Below are 18007 nucleotides of genomic sequence, written 5' to 3'. Positions count from 1 at the left end.
GCTGATGCAAAATGCACCAGCTCCTCTTGGATTTTTATGAGATCTTATATTGGATTACAATTTATCCTTCTCTTTCTTTTTTCCAAAGAAAAGAAGTGAAATTGCAGCTCCCGCAGCTATAACCACCACAAATATTCTCAGGTTGTCATTGGTTGTATCCTCCGTTCCTGCCCTTCTTGCACCAAGTACTGCTGCGCCGTCAGAAACAGTTTCTCTTCTGGCACCAAGTACTGCTGCAACAGGACTTGGAGGAACGACTGTTGTGGTTGTTGGTGGATCCGGATCAGGATCAGGATCAGGACTAGGATCCGGGTCAGGATCGGGTCCGGGATTTGGTCCAGGTGGTGGTGGATTGTCTCCTCCGCCAAGTGGTGTAACTGTAAGTGTACCGTATTCCTGAGTAATAATATAATTTGATGCCTTAGTATTACTCTTTAATGTGTATGTGTAATCATTTCTTACTGACTGTGTCTCTGTTGCTGAACCGACAAGTGATCCAGTTATATCATAGTCAGCTCCTTCTCCGGGAACAAATCCTTTGTTGGAAGTTTTATCTTCAACATATTCTGTCTCCGTTACATGTTTGGCTGTAAGCGGTGTCCCGTCATACTGCTTGCTTGCTGTATCTGAAAGCATTGTAACTTCTCTCTCACTTACATGGAGCCAGCCAATGATATCTTCATCAGTCTTGATTTCAGGGTTAACATTATACTTTTCTGTTTCGCCCTTTATGCTGTCAATTTCAAGCTCTACTACCTTGCTTAGATCAATCTCTTCTCCATTTATGGTAGTTACTATTGTCATACCTGAATAATCAAGAATGATTGGGTAATGGCCTACATCAGTTCCTGCTCCGCCATGAACATAGAGATTATCAACCGTAATCTCAAGTCCTGCTATATTGATGGTCTGCGCATCAACCTTAATCGGATCACCCGGCTTGTCTGCAGCATAAGCCACAAGTGTTCCAGCATTTAAAAGACTAGATGCTCCATTTTTTAGAGCTTCAATAATTCTTTTAAGAAGTGATTCTGTATCAACCTCACCTTCAACAGTCACATGAACTTCCATGATAGCCTGCTGTGTAGTGCCATCATATATTACGTAAGTGTCACGGCCTGTACCATCAGCATTTGCCTTTAATTTGATCTTTAATTTAATCTTCTCATCAGGAGGAGTTATTTCAAGATTTCCATATTCTCGCTCAATTTTATAGTTTTCTGCAAGTGTTTTTTCTTGTAGTGTGTAGTTAAAAGTATTAGCTTTTTCGACTTTCTTTATAGCAAGTAGCTTGCCTGTAAACTCAGTAGCTGATTCTACTATACCTTCATTTGCCACAAAGCCTTCACCTTTTTCTTTATTGAAGGCAGTTGGAGTAATATCTCTTGCATACTTCTCACCTGCTGCATAGCGCTCATCGGCAGTAAGGTAAGTTCCATCAAATTTCTTTGAAAGACTCTTTGAAGTAAGTGTAACAGTTCTTGGCTTAATCGTAAGTGTACTGTTATGAACAGTTACCTTTGTCTTTTCGCCATTGATAGTTACTACTTCACTATTACCATTAACAGTAAATGTATATTCCTTGTTACTAGTCTTATCCTTAATTGTTACCTTAGTGATCTTATTGTTAAGAGCACTTGTATCACTAACATTCTTTACTTTTCCATTTGTTACAATAGCAGTTACTTCGTAATTAGGATCATCGCTTGTCTGCTTAAGGATTTCGTTATTTGTATGTTCTGTTCCATCATAGAACCACTCATCATCCTTGGCCCATACTTCGATGTTTGTATCCAGAACGCCATCCTTCTTCCACTGAGCATAAAGAGTTACCTTTTTACCAACTGTAATTACTTCATTTACCGCAACAGCATGACTGTAATTTCCGTAATAATATGTATTGTTATCTATTATGCCATCTGACTCATAATCATAAGGATCAGTACTCCATCCAACAAAAGTATATCCATCTCTTGATGTGCTGAATACATCACCATAATCTTTGATATTATAGTTAGTCAAAAATCTCACTGTATCTGTTGACGTATCAGGTGTAGCACCAAAGTTTGTGTTATATCTAACAGCAGAATTGATATATCCATCGATATGGAATGCATCAATCTGATTCTTATATACATACCATACTATATCTTCTTCTGTTAAGTTATAATCATTATCATTGTCACCAAAGCCATACCCCGGATACTCAGATGCAAAATAATCATTGATCTTGTCTGTTGGTTTCTCAATGATATACTTCTCTACCTTTGCGCCTGTCAGATCATAAATATTTTCAGTATTCATTTTATGATATGAGGCTTTAACACCATCTTTGTCTTCATCATCTACAAGCAGTAAAGACTTAGCTCTTCCAACCCACTTATTGTTAATATCACTCTCTCCATAATAACGTTTTCCATCTTTATATCCGTTACTTCCATATGAAGGGTAATATTTCCCCTGACTATCACCATCTGATGTTAACGGAGGTTCATTGCCATCTATCAATACAAAGAAATATATAAGTTCAGAATCTGCAGATATGTCATCAGAATTCTTATATATATATTTGATTTTTGGTATGTTACTACCTTCATTTTTTTTCTTTTTAACCCAATCAAACTGATCCGTATAACTAGTGCCAGAATATTCATAGCTAATAAACAATTTCTGATCAGTAGTATCAACTTCTATACCAGTTACATCCGCTTTTCGTTTTGCTCCGTCAATATCCTTTTCATAATAAGCACTGATATATTCATACCCAGGAAGATTTAAAGCCAAATCCTCAGCAGAAGAAACAACATCCGAGTCAATAGTTACTATAGTTTCACCATAATTAGAGATATTGATTTCCTTTCCGTTTTCATCTATAGGGACAATTTGAAATTTGGCTGCTTTTCCTTCGATTTCTTCTTTTAGAAAAGCAATTGTATAAATTGAGAAATGCTTTGCATCAAAGCCTATTTCTGTCTCAGTTGAATTTTCCTCTCCCTTTTTTACCTCATCAACGTTTTCAACTTCATCACCTGACTCTTCAACATGGTAAACAGCAAGTGCTATTTCCTCGTCGGAAGCCTCGTCAATTTCTTCAAAAGTAACTCTTACAGTTCCATCTTCAGGCTGAACGAAATCCCCCTCGCTCTCTGAATAAATCTTGATATCGTAAGAGATTGTCTTTACTACCTCAACGTCTGCACCTGTATCTTCATCAATAGCTTCCGTGATCTTATCTTCAAGATTACTTTCAATTTCTGAAACCTGAAGCTCTGCGTCATTAGGAAGAACTCCTGGCATAGCGTAAAGAGTAATCTTTACCCCATTTAAAACTACAGGATCCGGACTAAACTCTATTGGTTCTTCTTCCTCAGAACTTGCAAGCGCTGCCGCATCTGATGATGCCAAAGCTGCCGCGTCCGAACTTGCAAGTGCTGCTGCATCTGATGACGCAAGTGTAGCTGCATCCTCGGAGCTTGAAAGCGCTGCTGCATCTGATGACGCAAGTGTAGCTGCATCCTCAGAACTTGCAAGTGCAGCCGCATCTGATGATGCAAGAGAAGCTGCATTGCCTTCCTCTGTGCTGCCAGAAATCGCTGCAACTGCTTCTCCCTCAGCTGAGCTTTCCTTAACAGACTCTTCTATATTATTCTCTAAACCCTCACTTTTTTCCTCAACAAGAGTAGCATCTACTACAGCCGCTTCTGCTGAAGAATAGTCAACTTCTCCCTCACTGCTGACTACTATCTCCTCCTCGTTTTCTTCAGACTCCTCTGACGTTTCAACATCAGGAATATCCTCGAAAATGTCACTGATTTCAGATGAGTCAACCGTAACTTCAAGTTCATCCTCGTCAGTAACTGCATATGCTCTGGCACTTGCAAAATCACTGCCAAAATTTGTACAGATCAGCGTAAGCGCCAGCATAAATGTAATAAATCTCTTTAGCCGCTTGTGCATATTACTGCCTCCCTCTCATAAAATCTCATAAAAAAATCCTTTTTTATAATAAAAAAATATCAATCATAAAAATCATCATAATCAGTCATGATTTTGTAGAAAAATATTAAATTTTCATAAAAAGGACACATTTTAAACTCAAAACGTTCACACAAAAAGACAGCACAAATGCAATAACATTGCACTCGTGCTGTCTTCTACATATCATTATTAAATTTTATTATAATCACAAGTTACACCAAAAATGTACAATGTGATTTCCCCGGTGTTCTGACTTACACCGCTTAACTACAAACAAGACAATACATCGGTGTTTATAATTATTTAGCATTTTCTTTCAAGAACCTTTTTATTCCTTTAAAAGTCTCCGGACTAATGATGTGCTCGATTCTGCAAGCATCAGTCTCTGCAATTTCTTCATTGACTCCCGCTGTGACCATAAGAAATTTTGTAAGATTGGTATGCTTTTCATATACTTTTTTTGCAGTTTTTAGGCCTTCATCCGTAAGAACAATTTCTCCGTCACTCTCAACAACAATCAGTCCATTGTCTTTTAGAATTCCTACAGCTCTTGATACGCTTGGTCTTGAAAAGCCAAGTTCATTAGCAACATCGATAGAACGTACCATGCCCTTTTTCTTTTTTAATAGGTAAATTGTCTCGATATAGTCTTCGCCTGATTCGTGCATTTTAAAACCCCTCTCCACATTCTCTTAACATATAATGTACAGATTTTTCTTTTAATTAGCAATCTCAATGATATTATATTGCACACAATCAATTTAATCAAGTACTATATCCTCTTATTCCACCAATTCTTTAATCATACGCTCAGTCGCTTCATCGTACTCTTTAAATATCCTCTTTGCAATGGCAGGTCTGTTATATACTTTCCAATATCCGCTAATTAAATAGTTTTTTCCCTGATTACACATAAACCCGTTAACATCTTCAAGTGGGTACCCAAGTATAATACCCATCTCATGAGGAAAATCCATGCGATCTTTTAAATACAAACTATATCTATAAGCAAATTCATTAAGCACAACATCCACATCGCAGCTTTTATATTCAAGTTTTCGTAAAAAAGATGCATTCATATTCCTGCTAAGGTACTTGGATAATTCTTCACGGTTATAGAGCAAAAGAGTAAGCATCCCATTATTACTTGATAGAGTTAATATTTCAACTTCTGTACCCTTAAGCACGCTTAAAACTTCCTCATAATTAATCGCTCTCGTAACAAATAAAGATGCTATCTTAAGCCCTGCCAAAAGAGGTGCACAACTTAGCACCATCATATGTCTGACATTGTTTCTATCGATTTTATTTGCTAATTCTGTACTCATCCCCGTTTATACTCTTTTACTCTTCTCCTCTAAAATTGTTGTTTTTCTAAAGCAGTTCTACCTCAGAACTCATTTATCAGGCAAGAGCCAATCCCAGATTTCTGCATGCTTCAACTGCCGCATCATCAGGAGCATTGTTTGCAATTACACCTTCATTTCCAACTACTGTTGCACCTGCAGCTGTCATTCTGTCAACCCAGTCACGCATCCACTGTCCATCTCCCCATCCGTAAGAGCCGAAAAGACCAAGTTTTTTGCCTGCACACTGATTTTCGAAAGTTGAAATGAAAGGTTCAACAACAGACTCCTCCAAAACTTCAGCTCCCATTGCAGGGCATCCAAGTGCGATTGAAGTATCTGAAGACAGATCTGATGGGTTGATAGAATCAAATGTAACCACTTCAGCTTCTGAACCTGCCTGTCTGATTCCGTCAGCAACAGCATTTGCCATAGCCTCTGTATTACCACTTCCTGACCAGTAAACAACTTTAACTTTGCTCATATTAATTCCTCCGATTATTTATATTATATTAGGAAACGTTTTAGATGTGTTAGACATCGCTAACATCATTATGTTAGCATAGGCTTACAGCTCATTCAAGATAAATTGCATTGTTCTATTGAGAAAAAATGTCGCTAATGCCACATGGCTCTGCTTTACACGCAAAAAGAAGCTGTCCTCATCGGACAGCTTCTTAAAATTATTTTGCGTATTCAGTTGCTCTACTCTCTCTTATGATATTGACCTTAATCTGACCCGGATATTCCATTTCATCCTCAATCTTCTTTGCAATATCACGAGCCATAAGTACCATATCGGCATCTGAAACCTGCTCAGGAACTACCATTACTCTGACTTCTCTACCAGCCTGAATAGCAAATGAGTGATCAACACCCTTAAAGCTATTGGTAATGTCCTCGAGTTCTTTTAATCTGGATGTGTAAGTTTCAAGAGTCTCTCTTCTAGCGCCGGGCCTTGCTGATGAAATCGTATCAGCTGCCTGAACAAGGACTGCTATGAGTGACTGTGGTTCTACATCACCATGATGAGCCTCAACCGCATTAATAACGATTTGAGATTCCTTATACTTTTTACAGATATCTACACCAAGCTGAATGTGTGAGCCTTCAAGCTCATGATCTACAGCCTTACCAATATCATGTAAAAGACCTGCTCTCTTAGCAACACGAACATCAAGTCCAAGTTCTGATGCTAAAAGTCCGCAGAGCTGTGCCACTTCGACAGAGTGCTTAAGGCAATTCTGTCCGTAGCTTGTTCTGAATTTCATTCGTCCAAGAATCTTTATAACTTCCGGATGAAGTCCATGAACGCCCGCTTCAATTGCAGCATTTTCACCTTCTTCTTTGATCTTGGCAGCAACTTCCTTCTGTGCCTTTTCGACCATTTCCTCGATTCTAGCCGGGTGAATTCTTCCATCAACGATAAGTTTCTCAAGTGCTATACGAGCGACTTCTCTACGTATAGGATCAAATCCGGAAATAACTACAGCTTCCGGTGTATCATCAATAATAAGATCTACACCGGTCATTGTTTCAAGAGTTCTAATGTTTCTTCCTTCTCTACCGATGATTCTACCTTTCATCTCATCGTTAGGAAGCTGTACTACAGAAATTGTAGTTTCAGAAACATGGTCAGCTGAACAACGCTGAATTGCGTTAACAACTATCTCCTTCGCCCTCTTATCCGCTTCTTCCTTAGCCTCAGCTTCCATGTTTTTAATCATGACAGCTGATTCATGTTTTACATCATCTTCAACAATCTTTAAAAGATACTCTTTTGCTTGCTCGGAGGTTAAGCCAGAGATTTTTTCAAGTTCCTGTATCCTCTGTTCATTTAGCTTTGCAACCTCTTCACTCTTCTTGCTAAGTGCCTCTTCACGGGCATTTAAGCTCTGCTCTTTTCTTTCAATCGCTTCAGATCTTTTTTCGACGTTTTCCTCTTTCTGCTGAATTCTTCTTTCAGTACGCTGAACCTCATTGCGACGATCCTTAACTTCCTTTTCGAGATCATTACGTGTTTTCAGTGCCTCTTCCTTTACTTCAAGAAGTTTCTCACGCTTCGTTTCTTCGGCAGTTTTGAGTGCTTCGTCAATAATCTTTCTTGCCCTTTCCTCTGCACTTCCGATTTTACCCTCAGTTACTTTTTTCTGATAACCGGTGGATATGAACCATGCTGCAACAAAAGCGACAAGAGCTGCTACTACTGCAATAATAACAGTGGTCATTACAGGAGCACCTCCTTATTCAATTTTCATTGTACAATATTTTGTATAGTGAACCCCAAAAAAGCCCACTCAGATACAATTTTACAACACTTAAATTTTACCTTTTATAAATGACAGTGTCAAGAAGCGTAGGCCTCTTCAAAAAAGAAAATTAAAAATCAAAAGTGAAAGTATGTCAAGCCAAAGTATGAATTATATCTTAAAGTAAAAGTAAAATAATAAAGTAATAAAAGAAATTTGTTTAAGTATTTTCCATGGCTTTTTTTATCAAATCCATATCGTAACCTTTGCGCAACAAAAAAGCCATAATTTTCTGCTTATCTTTGTATTCCATATCAGAGCGGTAATGTTTTTTATTCAGTAAATCAGTGATCTGATTTAGTTGATTTTCAGAAATATCTCCAAATAGCCCCTCATTTTCCAACTCTTCAAATGTATCAATAATGGTCTGTTTAGAAATTCCTTTAGAGACCAGATCATTGACTACTCTGTTTTTACTTCTGGCTTCAATATGATATACGACATAATCCCTTGCAAACCTGCGATCATCCAAATATCTGTAGGATTTAACATAATCTATTGCCGCATCCATGGCTTCATCAGAATAAAGTCCTTCCGACAGCTTATCACGCAGCTGCTTTTCAGTGTAGTCTTTCTTTTGAAGAAGATTCATTGCTCTTTTGGTAGCTCTTTTTGGAAGAAGCTCTTTTGTTATTGTTTCGTATGAGTTTTCTGATAATTCATTGTTAATCTTGATACTGTAATCTCTTAGCTCGCCCTTATAGAGAAGGAAAGCAAACTCACCATCGATGTAAACTTTACTTCTTTTTTTATCAAATTCAATTATGTCTGAAATTATCACTTATTTATCCTCATTAAATCAGTTAATGCAATTTAAATTGATAATTGATGTTTAGCTTTTTGCCCAACTATTTCCGGTACTGACGCCATCCTTAAGGCCTAAAAAACAAGAATGCACATTAGTTTATCGATATCAATAAAGTACGTTGAATTTACGTAGAAATCGGTGGCCGTCCGGCCACCGATAAATGAGTTTAACATAAAGAATCTAAAGAATGATGCCAAATAAACGAACATAAGTAATATTAAAGCATCAGCTTTCAAATATTTGATAAAGTAACCTCTAATTACTTAGACGCTTTGCTTTTCTTGGCAGAAGTCTTAACTCCATCATCATCAGATGAAGCAGAATCAGCACTACTTGAAGCTTTATCAGCCGTTGTAGCAGCTACAGCTACTGAAGAGCCATCTACAGGAAGACCATAATGAGCTCTTACCTTTGCTTCAATCTCATCTCTGATAAGTTGATTATTCTCAAGATAAAGCTTTGCATTCTCACGTCCCTGTCCAATCTTCTCACCCTCGTACTGATACCATGCGCCACTCTTATTGACAATATCAACTCCCGCAGCAAGGTCAAGGATATCACCTGTTATAGATATTCCCTTACCAAACATAATATCAAATTCAGCCTCCTTGAATGGAGGTGCGATTTTATTCTTTACAACCTTTACTCTTGTTCTGTTACCAATATTCTCACCATTCTGCTTAATAGCTTCAATACGGCGAACATCCATACGAACCGATGAATAGAACTTAAGTGCACGTCCACCTGTTGTAGTCTCAGGATTGCCAAACATAACTCCAACCTTCTCTCTGAGCTGGTTAATAAATACAACTGTGCAATTAGATTTACTGATAACAGCTGTAAGCTTACGAAGAGCCTGTGACATAAGCCTTGCCTGAAGACCTACATGTGAATCGCCCATATCTCCATCAATTTCAGCCTTTGGAACAAGCGCTGCAACAGAGTCAACAACTACTATATCAATAGCTCCGGAGCGAACCATAGTCTCTGTAATCTCAAGAGCCTGCTCACCACTATCCGGCTGTGAAATATACAAATTGTCAACATCAACTCCGATGTTTTTGGCATAAACAGGGTCAAGCGCATGCTCGGCGTCAATAAATCCTGCAATACCACCACGTTTTTGAACTTCAGCTATCATATGAAGAGTAACAGTTGTCTTACCACTGGATTCAGGTCCATATATCTCAATAATTCTCCCCTTGGGAATACCACCAAGACCAAGTGCTATATCAAGGCTGAGTGAGCCTGTAGGAATAGTTTCTATATTCATAGTATCTGATGAGTCGCCAAGCTTCATAACAGCGCCTTTACCGAACTGTTTTTCAATCTGTCCAAGAGCTGCCTCTAATGCTTTTTGTTTATCTTCTCTTTCCATACCAATCTCCTTCTTTTAGAACATCCGTTCTGCATATTTTCATACTAAAACAAATGTTCGATTGTGTCAATAATTTTTCTATAAAATGTTTTAATTAATAAATCTATGAAATCCCCGGCAGAAACGCCAAACGATCTATTTGCATCCGGAATCTGATACACTCCGAAACACATCATCCCCTTAGAACATACACAAGCCATTGCCCATAAAAAAGAACAATGACTTGATTATGCTATCATATTATTAATTTCTTGTCAAAAAATACCTAACTAAAAGGTAAATATTCTAATACATTCATACTAAAGAATAACTACACTACTTGAATGCTTCAAAAAAAATATCAGTTAAACGCACTCATATCGTACTGTCTGCAAAGTGCGGCATACTCTTGATTTATGAGCTGCACCATCTCAGCATCACCACTGATATTATCGGGATGGAACATTTTCATGAGATCCTTGTATCTCTTTTTCAATGTAAGCGGAGTGTTTGCTCCTCTAAAAAGAAGATCAAGAGCATCATATTCGTTCTCTCTCTGATACATTTTTTCTCTTTCAAGTCTGATGAAATCAGCCTCAAGCTTCTTTTTATCATTGTTGAGCTGTTCAAATCCGCTGTTAAGGATTTTTAGCCTCTGTTCAAATAAAGCCTTATCATTATTTAATTTTTTGGATGCATTCTCAAGCTTTCTTTCAGCCTTATCCATTTTTTCTCTAAAAGCCTGCTCGTCTGCTTCAAGCCTCTCATACCGCTCGGATAAAGCGCTCTCATGATTCTCCAGTCGTACACTCTCTTTAAAAAGCCATACGCGAAGCTGCGCAAGATCATCTTCTGTGCCGTTTAATATGATCTCTTCCAAATTTCTCTTTTCTTCCATAGCAATTGCCCCCGTTACTACGAATTACCTATACACCAAATAATTAATACCTGATACAAATCCTAAAATAATTTTCAGATACAAAGCGGAAGATGATGTCAATATAAGCATCAATGACTGACGACAACGCAGTATCTTGAAGTAATTATCAGGATTTTGTACTATTTATTTATTCTTCGATGTGCCTAAATATTACTCTTCCTTACCCTCCTGCGGAAAAGCAATATCTACTGCTTTTTCATCATCCATGATATTTTCTTTTTTACTTGAAAAACGATCCACGATATCAGGTACAAGATCCAGAACTTTAGTAACCGCATCCTGATTCTTAATGTTAACAAGCTTTGTGGAACCATTCTTTATAACAAGTACTGCGCTTGGAGACATTTTTGCTCCAAATCCGCCTGTACCGCCATTCTTTTTATCAGCTGATGTTGCACCGGCACCAACACCAAAAGAAACATCTACCAAAGGAAGTACTATTGTATCTCCTACCTGTGTAGGCTGACCAACTACTGTCTTAGCTTCCATAACGGAATGCATTCCGTTTAACAATGACTCAACTACACCGTTAAAATTGTTCTCTCCCATCATACCCTCCGGATAATCAGTCTTATTATGATTTTAATATTTTTTTGAAGCGTCTGATTACCTTTTTCACATCTTTGTTAAAAAAGCAAACCGCCGCGCTGTAAACTATTGTAAAAGCTGTGATATGTCCTTTTAAATGTGCATCAAGCTCTATTACCTTTTCATCAAAATCAGGCTCGAAGCAGACTTTGTTATAAAAGAAAGGATATAAAGCACCAAAAATGCCTATCATCTCAGCCGTCTGAGCCGGATCTCCGGTTCCAAGGTTCAATCGCACATCACATTTATCGGGAAGAATCATCCTGATTATTTTTATAAGTTTACTTTTAACAAGGTCAAATGCCCTTTTAAAGATGTCATTCTCAATTGTGGTTTTAATCATACTAATCTTACCACAAACTCTAGATGTTGTATATTGTATTTTTTCAAACACATTTTGTGGCGTTTTCAGAATATTTGACACATTGTCTATTATATTCCAAAGCACATCCAAAAATGACTTATCATCTGACTTTTCACCATCCGTTTTTTTCTCAGCGCCTAATCCTTTGTCAGTTGGATTCTCATCATCAGATTTTTTCTCAGTTGTCTCTTCAACTCCAGAGTTATCAGAAACAGCTTCTTGTTTCTCAAAATTTTCTTCACCCAAGTTTTCTATATTTAAGTCAATCTCCGTATTTACTGTAACAGTACTCTCAACATTGCTTGACTCATCAGTCTCTTTTGAAGCATTATCTGCATCTTTACCTGTTTCCGGCTTTTCTGTCTGCTCACCCATGTTGCTCATTTCAATGACACCGGATGATGTTTTTTTATCATCACTTTTTTTATCGGATTTATTTTTCTTTTCCTTAAAAGGGTAAACTTTTATTCCAAATACCCTTATTTGAAACTCTTTGTTCTCCGGATAGCTTATACCACCGCTTATTATATGAAGTAGCCATGAAAACGACGCGTTTACATTTATTTTTTCAACGTCAAAGCCCTCATCCGGATTCATCCTTGGTATATTCCCATCAAGTCTGTATCTGACAGGGACAAAAAGAACCAGTAAAAGCAAAAATATCAATAGCCCCAAAATACAAAGAAGCGCTATCCCAAATATTTTTAAAACAGTTAAAACTCCCGCCAACATAAAATCCCCGCTAATTAACTTATTCCCTGCTATCAAGATAATCAAGCAGTCTTCCGTCAAGCCCTGCCATCGACGCTTCCTGCGAAATTCTAAGAACAATATCCACAGCCTCATCACGGCTTGTTGCTATACCATAAACAAACGATGGATGTTCCTTAAAAAAAGGCTGTTTCAAAAAAGCACAATGGATTATATCAAGCTGATCCTTGGAGTTTAGTGCTCTTGTCACGCAGAAAACAGAAATCTGTCCGGCGCCATGAGAAAGCTTCCACTTAACTAAGGCCTTGTTATTTACCGAACTTCCCCAATACAGATTCTTATAAAACTCACAGAATCTTTTTTTTACCATATCTACTCCCAAAGTACCAAAAAATCGAATTGTCACTTTAATTTCATTAAATATGTCACTAAATATTCTAACATATATAGCTATAATTAAAACTTAAATTATCTTATCAAAAAATCACAAGCAAAATATATCTTCCGAACAAGTAAGTCATAATCACTATTCTACACCGAAATAAGCGTCAAATATGCGCTTTGCAATAGGCACAGCATAACTTCCGCCACTACCTGCATTTTCGACAATTATCGTCACGCAAATTTCCGGATCATCAGCCGGTGCATAGCCCGTAAACCACGCATGAGAATCTGATTGTGAGTTAAACTCTGCAGATCCCGTTTTACCTGCGGCACTGTATGAAAGTCCCTTTAACTTGCTGGCTGTTCCCGTTAATACCACCTGTTCCATCATCTGACGCAGAACCGCAGCTTCATCGGCAGACATCAACCTTTTGTATTTTTCGAAAGAAGTACTCTCCACTACCTTTCCTTCCTCAGTTTTTACCTGGGTAAAAAAACAAGGCTTCATGAGATTTCCTTCATTGGCAATTGCACACGTGATCATGTTCATATGTATCGGAGTAACCGAAGTTGTCCCCTGTCCTATGGCAAGCTGCATTATATCTGCGGTTGACATTCCTTCAGTATATGTTGCACTGCTTTTTGAATAAAGCACATCAAGAGGCAGTTCCTTACCAAACATAAGATCATCAAGGGCACTGTTAAAAGAACTTTCTGATACTCCCACACCTATATTTGCAAAAGATGAATTGCAGGACTCAGCAAAAGAAGTAAACAGATCAAGGCTGCCATGAACCTGACCGTGGTAACATGAAATGCTGTCTTCACCTACCTTAAAGCTTCCGGAACAAGTATATTTATAATTGCTATAGTCGCTCGGATGATCTTTTAAATAGGCAAGTGAAGTGACTATCTTAAATGTAGAGCCCGGAGGATATAGTCCCTGAGTTGCTCTGTTTAACAGCTTGGCATCAGTGGATGTATCTGCCAAAAGGCTATCCCACTCCTCCGCAATGGTATTGGGATCAAAATCAGGCTTTGAAACAAGTGCAAGAACTTCGCCTGTTTTTGGATTGGTTACTATTATTGCGCCTTTTCTGGCTGAAAGTGCATTATATGCCACTTCCTGCAGATTCACATCCAAAGTACTTATTACACTATCGCCCGGATATTTGGTTCCTGAAGCATCAAGCTTTACTTTCTGAGTCAGATCAATTCCTGAATTTATCAGATAATAATTGGTAAGTGCTTCTATCCCTGCCTTACCGTTAGTTGAATATCCCACAACATGAGCAAATTCTTTGCCATAAGGGTATACTCTTTTCTCCGTTCCATCCTCTGAAACTTCCGTATAAGCCAGCGTTTCTCCATCTCTTGAAAGTATCTTGCCTCTAATGTTCTGAGACAAAAGAATCTGTTGCCTTGTGTTAAAACTATTATTCATAAGTGTCTGTCTGTTGTTATACGAATAAAAACAAATGTAAGATAGCATAGCTACAAACAAAGCTCCGTAGAAAACAGAAAGAACAATTATTGGGTATGATCTGATTTTCTTTTTCCTAGTATTCTTTTTGTCTCTCATTTTCTCTGCGCCTCTTCATCCTCTCAATAGCTTCATATCTCTCATCAGTCCTTATCATAAAAATTCCCTGCGCAATCATTATCATCATGATTGTCACAAGTACCGATGAGCCGCCATAGCTTACAAACGGAAGTGTGACTCCTGTAAGCGGTATAAACTTAGCTCCGCCTCCGATTGTAAGGAAAGTCTGGAAAATATAGGCCACTCCAATTCCGCAGACCACAAGTCTGTAATATGTATCCCTGAGAAAATATCCCAGTCTCATTATCTCAATAAAAGTACTGACACAGACAAGTGCCATCAGTACCGCAAAAATAACGCCCATCTCTTCAGCAATAGCAGAAAAGATAAAGTCCTGCTCTACAAACGGGATTGATTTTGGTGAACCGCCGTAAAGTCCAAGTCCAAACCAGCCACCGGAGCTGATTCCGAACAAAGACTGTGAAAGCTGATATCCCGTAGATTCAATATCTGTAAACGGATCCAGCCACGCCTGAACACGAACCTGAATATGTGAAAAGAGCTTGTAAGCTATCACACTGGCCAAGGCACCAAAAGAAAGTCCTATGGCCAGATATCCTATATTTTCTGTTGATATATAGATAAGTGCAAGATAAATGACAAAAAAAATAAGCGCACTTCCCAGATCTTTTGACAAAACAAGAATGATCACATGAAGAGCTGCAACAACCGAAGCAATAAACAGCTGCCAAATATTTTCGGCATTATCCAATGCTCCTGCCATAAAGAAAAGAAAAAGGATTTTTACAAATTCCGAAGGCTGAAGCGTTATACCTGCAACGGTATATGAAATCTTGGAACCGTTAGTAACAGCTCCCATAAGAAGAACCACCCCGATGGCTACTACGCCAAGAGCAGCATATATCCAGGTAAAGCGCTTTAAAAACTCAAACCTGAATATTATTTCAGGCACAATAAAACCTACAATAAATGAAGCTACTATGATAAAAAACTGCTTTACCGCCCTGTCATAGGAAAGTCTTGTAAGCATAATAAGCCCAATCATCATGAGCATACAGCTGTTATTTATTATCAGTCTGTTTCCATCAGGATAAATAACATAAAACAAAAGAATCACCGATGAAAAAGCAATTATCTGAAAAGCAAAGAAAAACAAATAAACAGGTTTGCCGGTTCTCGCCATTATCTGAACAAAACACGCAATCTGAATAGCAAACATCAAAATCACCTGTCTTATATACAAACCTTTTCTTTTATTTTCTGTCTTCCATCTAAATGCCACAAAGGATTCCAATGTATATAAGAACATCAGAAAAGCTATGACATATTTTGATATTTCAGTTACGTATAATTCCATTGGATTACTCTACTCCGCGTTTAAAATGTCCAGTTGTATATTCAAGACCATCAAATCCTGTATCCGCAATTTCTTTTTTCATAAGGGCAGCAAAAGAAGTCACGATTTTTTCAGCCTCTTTTCCATCTTCAATAGTCAGATCAACTCTGAAATTGTCAAAAGAGAACTTATCCATAATCCCCGGAAGTTTCTTATGAAGTGAAGTTGGAAGTGCATTCCAAATGACATTGTAGCAATTTCGGCAGTTGGTCGTAACCTTAAGTTCATTGCCCATTCTGTCAATAATAGCTGTTTTGGATGCAAACACTTTTCCCTGATTACCGGTGCATTTTTCCAATGTCTTTTTTACACATCCTGCACTTATCATCATAGGCGCATAGCCGTAAACATTAAGCGACACAGGAATACCGGATTTCTTTCTGACTTTTTCAGCCACTTCACGTGCCTCATGAATAGTAAGTTCAAGTGGTGCAGATACTTCAGATGCAAGATTTTTTACCATATCCGCAGCCTGCTCATTCCATATATAAAGCCCATAATCAAGGATAATCCTCCCTGTATAGCCTTTCTCTTTAAGAATCCCCAACTGCTCAAGATTACGCACAAGAAGTCCCGAAATTCCCTTGTCCATAGCCGAATCAGCTATTTTCATAATATCAAGAGTTCCATCAAAGTTTTCGTGTCTTGTCATATAAGGAAGTGCCACGAACACCTCAATTCCTTCACTATCAAAAGATCTGTCATTTTCCAGAAAGATATTGCTGTCTATATAAACCCTTGAAATACTGCAGGTTTTTTTCTGAACTCTAAGTACACCATCAAGCTGCTCTTTTGTATTAACAAGAACATGTAAAGAGGGCTCGTGATCAGAAAGTTTCAAACTCTCTTTTTCAGGCTTAGCGGCAGTTTTATCATTTATCTTATTAATCCTGTCAGCGTCTTTTCCGGACTTTAAATCAACATCATCATTTTCCAGAATGCACGAAAGCATCTGTTCGCAGAGATTCCTTCTAAGCTCATTAAGCTCACTAACGGGAATAAATATCCCCCTTCCGCTTCCTTTATCATCTATCAGGATATGGATATTATCAAGCTCAAAAGAAGTTCCCCCAAACCTGGAGAGCTGTTTTAACACACTTTCCTCATCCATAGGTTTTTTTAGAGCTCCCTGAACCTTGCCTCCATGAACTGTAAGAGAATATTCCTGTCCATCATGAATGTGCGTCATGGTAAGTGCAGCCTCTTCCCCAACTACAAGTCTGCAGTTTAAGCTGACCTTCAGTTTTAACTCTCCACTTAGATACTTCTCTCTTACATTAGAAAGAACCTTATCAGAAGTTCCGTTATAAGATGGCGATTCCAACGTGATCATATCCTTGCCATTATGCTTGTGATAATATCCCTGACTGATCTGTGTTCGCAGATACAGAGAGTTTAAAACCTCCATATCTTCTTTTGAAATCTCATGAAGAACTTTCGGCTCCTGATAATAAAGGTCTATGTATTTACGGTAAATTGATGTTACTCCTGCAGCATATTCAGGTCGCTTCATCCTTCCTTCTATCTTGAAAGAATCTATTCCCGCCTCGATCAGCTCCGGAATCATAGAAACAGTACACATATCCTTAAGACTAAGTGGATACTGCTCTTTCGCAGATGAACCAGCCAGTGCATATGGCAATCTGCAAGGCTGCGCACACCTTCCTCTGTTACCGCTTCTGGTGCCGACCATACTGCTAAAAAGACACATTCCCGAGTAGCAATAACACATAGCACCGTGAATAAAGGCTTCGACTTCAACATCAGCCTTTTCTCTTATCTCTTTCATTTCCAAAAGACTAAGCTCTCTGGCAGGGACAACTCTCACACATCCAAGCTCTTTTAAGAGTCTGGCACCATATACTCCTGTAACGGTTGCCTGCGTGCTGGCATGAAGTTCGATTTCAGGAAACTCATCCCTGATAAGCTTCATAACTCCCAGATCCTGAACAATCACTCCATCAAGCTTCTTTTCTGCAAAAGGAAGCATAAAATCATAGAGTTCGCCATATTCTCTCTCTTTCACAAGAGTGTTTACTGTCATGTAAATTTTTTTACCAAATAAGTGGGCATAAGAAATAGCGTCCAAAACCTCCTGCGTATCAAAATTATCCGCATAGGCTCTGGCGCCAAATTTAGAACCGCCAAGATATACAGCGTCCGCACCCGCATTGAATGCGCCCACCATTGTTTCATAGCCCCCTGCAGGGGCAAGTAATTCAACTTTCTTCATATCACTTAAAAATAGGCTGTCCTTCCGAC

The 18007-nt window shown here is 38.3% G+C and carries 14 protein-coding genes; all 14 read right to left on the bottom strand.

The annotated features are described in order from the left end of the window. Positions 1 to 54 precede the first annotated feature (54 nt). The 14 genes from J6O61_RS00795 to J6O61_RS00730 all read right to left on the bottom strand — a co-directional run bounded on the left by J6O61_RS00795 (position 55) and on the right by J6O61_RS00730 (position 17978). Positions 55 to 3957: a hypothetical protein gene (locus J6O61_RS00795; RefSeq protein WP_292208382.1), complete on the bottom strand. Its 3903-nt coding sequence runs from the start codon at positions 3955 to 3957 to the stop codon at positions 55 to 57. A 320-nt stretch (positions 3958 to 4277) separates the two neighbouring features. After that, positions 4278 to 4646, bottom strand: a complete 369-nt coding sequence (locus tag J6O61_RS00790; protein ID WP_292208380.1) for a metal-dependent transcriptional regulator — start codon at positions 4644 to 4646, stop codon at positions 4278 to 4280. A gap of 114 nt (positions 4647 to 4760) precedes the next feature. Further along, positions 4761 to 5306, bottom strand: a complete 546-nt coding sequence (locus J6O61_RS00785; RefSeq protein WP_292208377.1) for a DUF3793 family protein — start codon at positions 5304 to 5306, stop codon at positions 4761 to 4763. Between the two features lie 76 nt (positions 5307 to 5382). Beyond that, a complete protein-coding gene (locus J6O61_RS00780; RefSeq protein WP_292208375.1) occupies positions 5383 to 5808 on the bottom strand; it encodes a flavodoxin in 426 nt (141 codons plus the stop codon). Between the two features lie 199 nt (positions 5809 to 6007). After that, positions 6008 to 7552, bottom strand: a complete 1545-nt coding sequence (rny, locus tag J6O61_RS00775; protein ID WP_022776027.1) for a ribonuclease Y — start codon at positions 7550 to 7552, stop codon at positions 6008 to 6010. Between the two features lie 241 nt (positions 7553 to 7793). After that, positions 7794 to 8414, bottom strand: a complete 621-nt coding sequence (locus tag J6O61_RS00770) for a regulatory protein RecX (RefSeq protein WP_292208374.1) — start codon at positions 8412 to 8414, stop codon at positions 7794 to 7796. Between the two features lie 286 nt (positions 8415 to 8700). Next, positions 8701 to 9819 (bottom strand): recombinase RecA, encoded by a 1119-nt coding sequence (gene recA, locus J6O61_RS00765; RefSeq protein WP_292208372.1) that lies wholly within the window; start codon positions 9817 to 9819, stop codon positions 8701 to 8703. 340 nt (positions 9820 to 10159) lie between these two features. Next, positions 10160 to 10696 carry a hypothetical protein gene (locus tag J6O61_RS00760; RefSeq protein WP_292208370.1) on the bottom strand — a complete coding sequence of 179 codons (537 nt, stop codon included), beginning with the start codon at positions 10694 to 10696 and terminating at the stop codon, positions 10160 to 10162. A gap of 192 nt (positions 10697 to 10888) precedes the next feature. After that, entirely contained in the window at positions 10889 to 11287 is a 399-nt protein-coding gene (locus J6O61_RS00755) for a GerW family sporulation protein (protein ID WP_292208368.1), read from the bottom strand. Between the two features lie 25 nt (positions 11288 to 11312). Continuing rightward, a complete protein-coding gene (locus J6O61_RS00750; protein ID WP_292208366.1) occupies positions 11313 to 12422 on the bottom strand; it encodes a DUF2953 domain-containing protein in 1110 nt (369 codons plus the stop codon). 19 nt (positions 12423 to 12441) lie between these two features. Then, positions 12442 to 12771 carry a hypothetical protein gene (locus tag J6O61_RS00745; protein WP_292208364.1) on the bottom strand — a complete coding sequence of 110 codons (330 nt, stop codon included), beginning with the start codon at positions 12769 to 12771 and terminating at the stop codon, positions 12442 to 12444. Positions 12772 to 12927: 156 nt separating this feature from the next. Next, entirely contained in the window at positions 12928 to 14367 is a 1440-nt protein-coding gene (locus J6O61_RS00740) for a peptidoglycan D,D-transpeptidase FtsI family protein (protein ID WP_292208362.1), read from the bottom strand. Beyond that, positions 14345 to 15706 (bottom strand): FtsW/RodA/SpoVE family cell cycle protein, encoded by a 1362-nt coding sequence (locus J6O61_RS00735; protein ID WP_292208360.1) that lies wholly within the window; start codon positions 15704 to 15706, stop codon positions 14345 to 14347. The genes J6O61_RS00740 and J6O61_RS00735 overlap by 23 nt, the downstream gene beginning before the upstream one ends. 4 nt (positions 15707 to 15710) lie before the next feature. Continuing rightward, entirely contained in the window at positions 15711 to 17978 is a 2268-nt protein-coding gene (locus J6O61_RS00730) for a peptidase U32 family protein (RefSeq protein ID WP_292208358.1), read from the bottom strand. Positions 17979 to 18007: the final 29 nt, after the last annotated feature.

Source organism: Butyrivibrio sp., from assembly GCF_017635265.1.
In the GTDB taxonomy this organism is placed as follows: Bacteria; Bacillota; Clostridia; order Lachnospirales; family Lachnospiraceae; genus Butyrivibrio.
The sequence above is the reverse complement of the archived record's forward strand: the minus strand, read 5'-3'. Positions and strand labels throughout refer to the sequence as shown.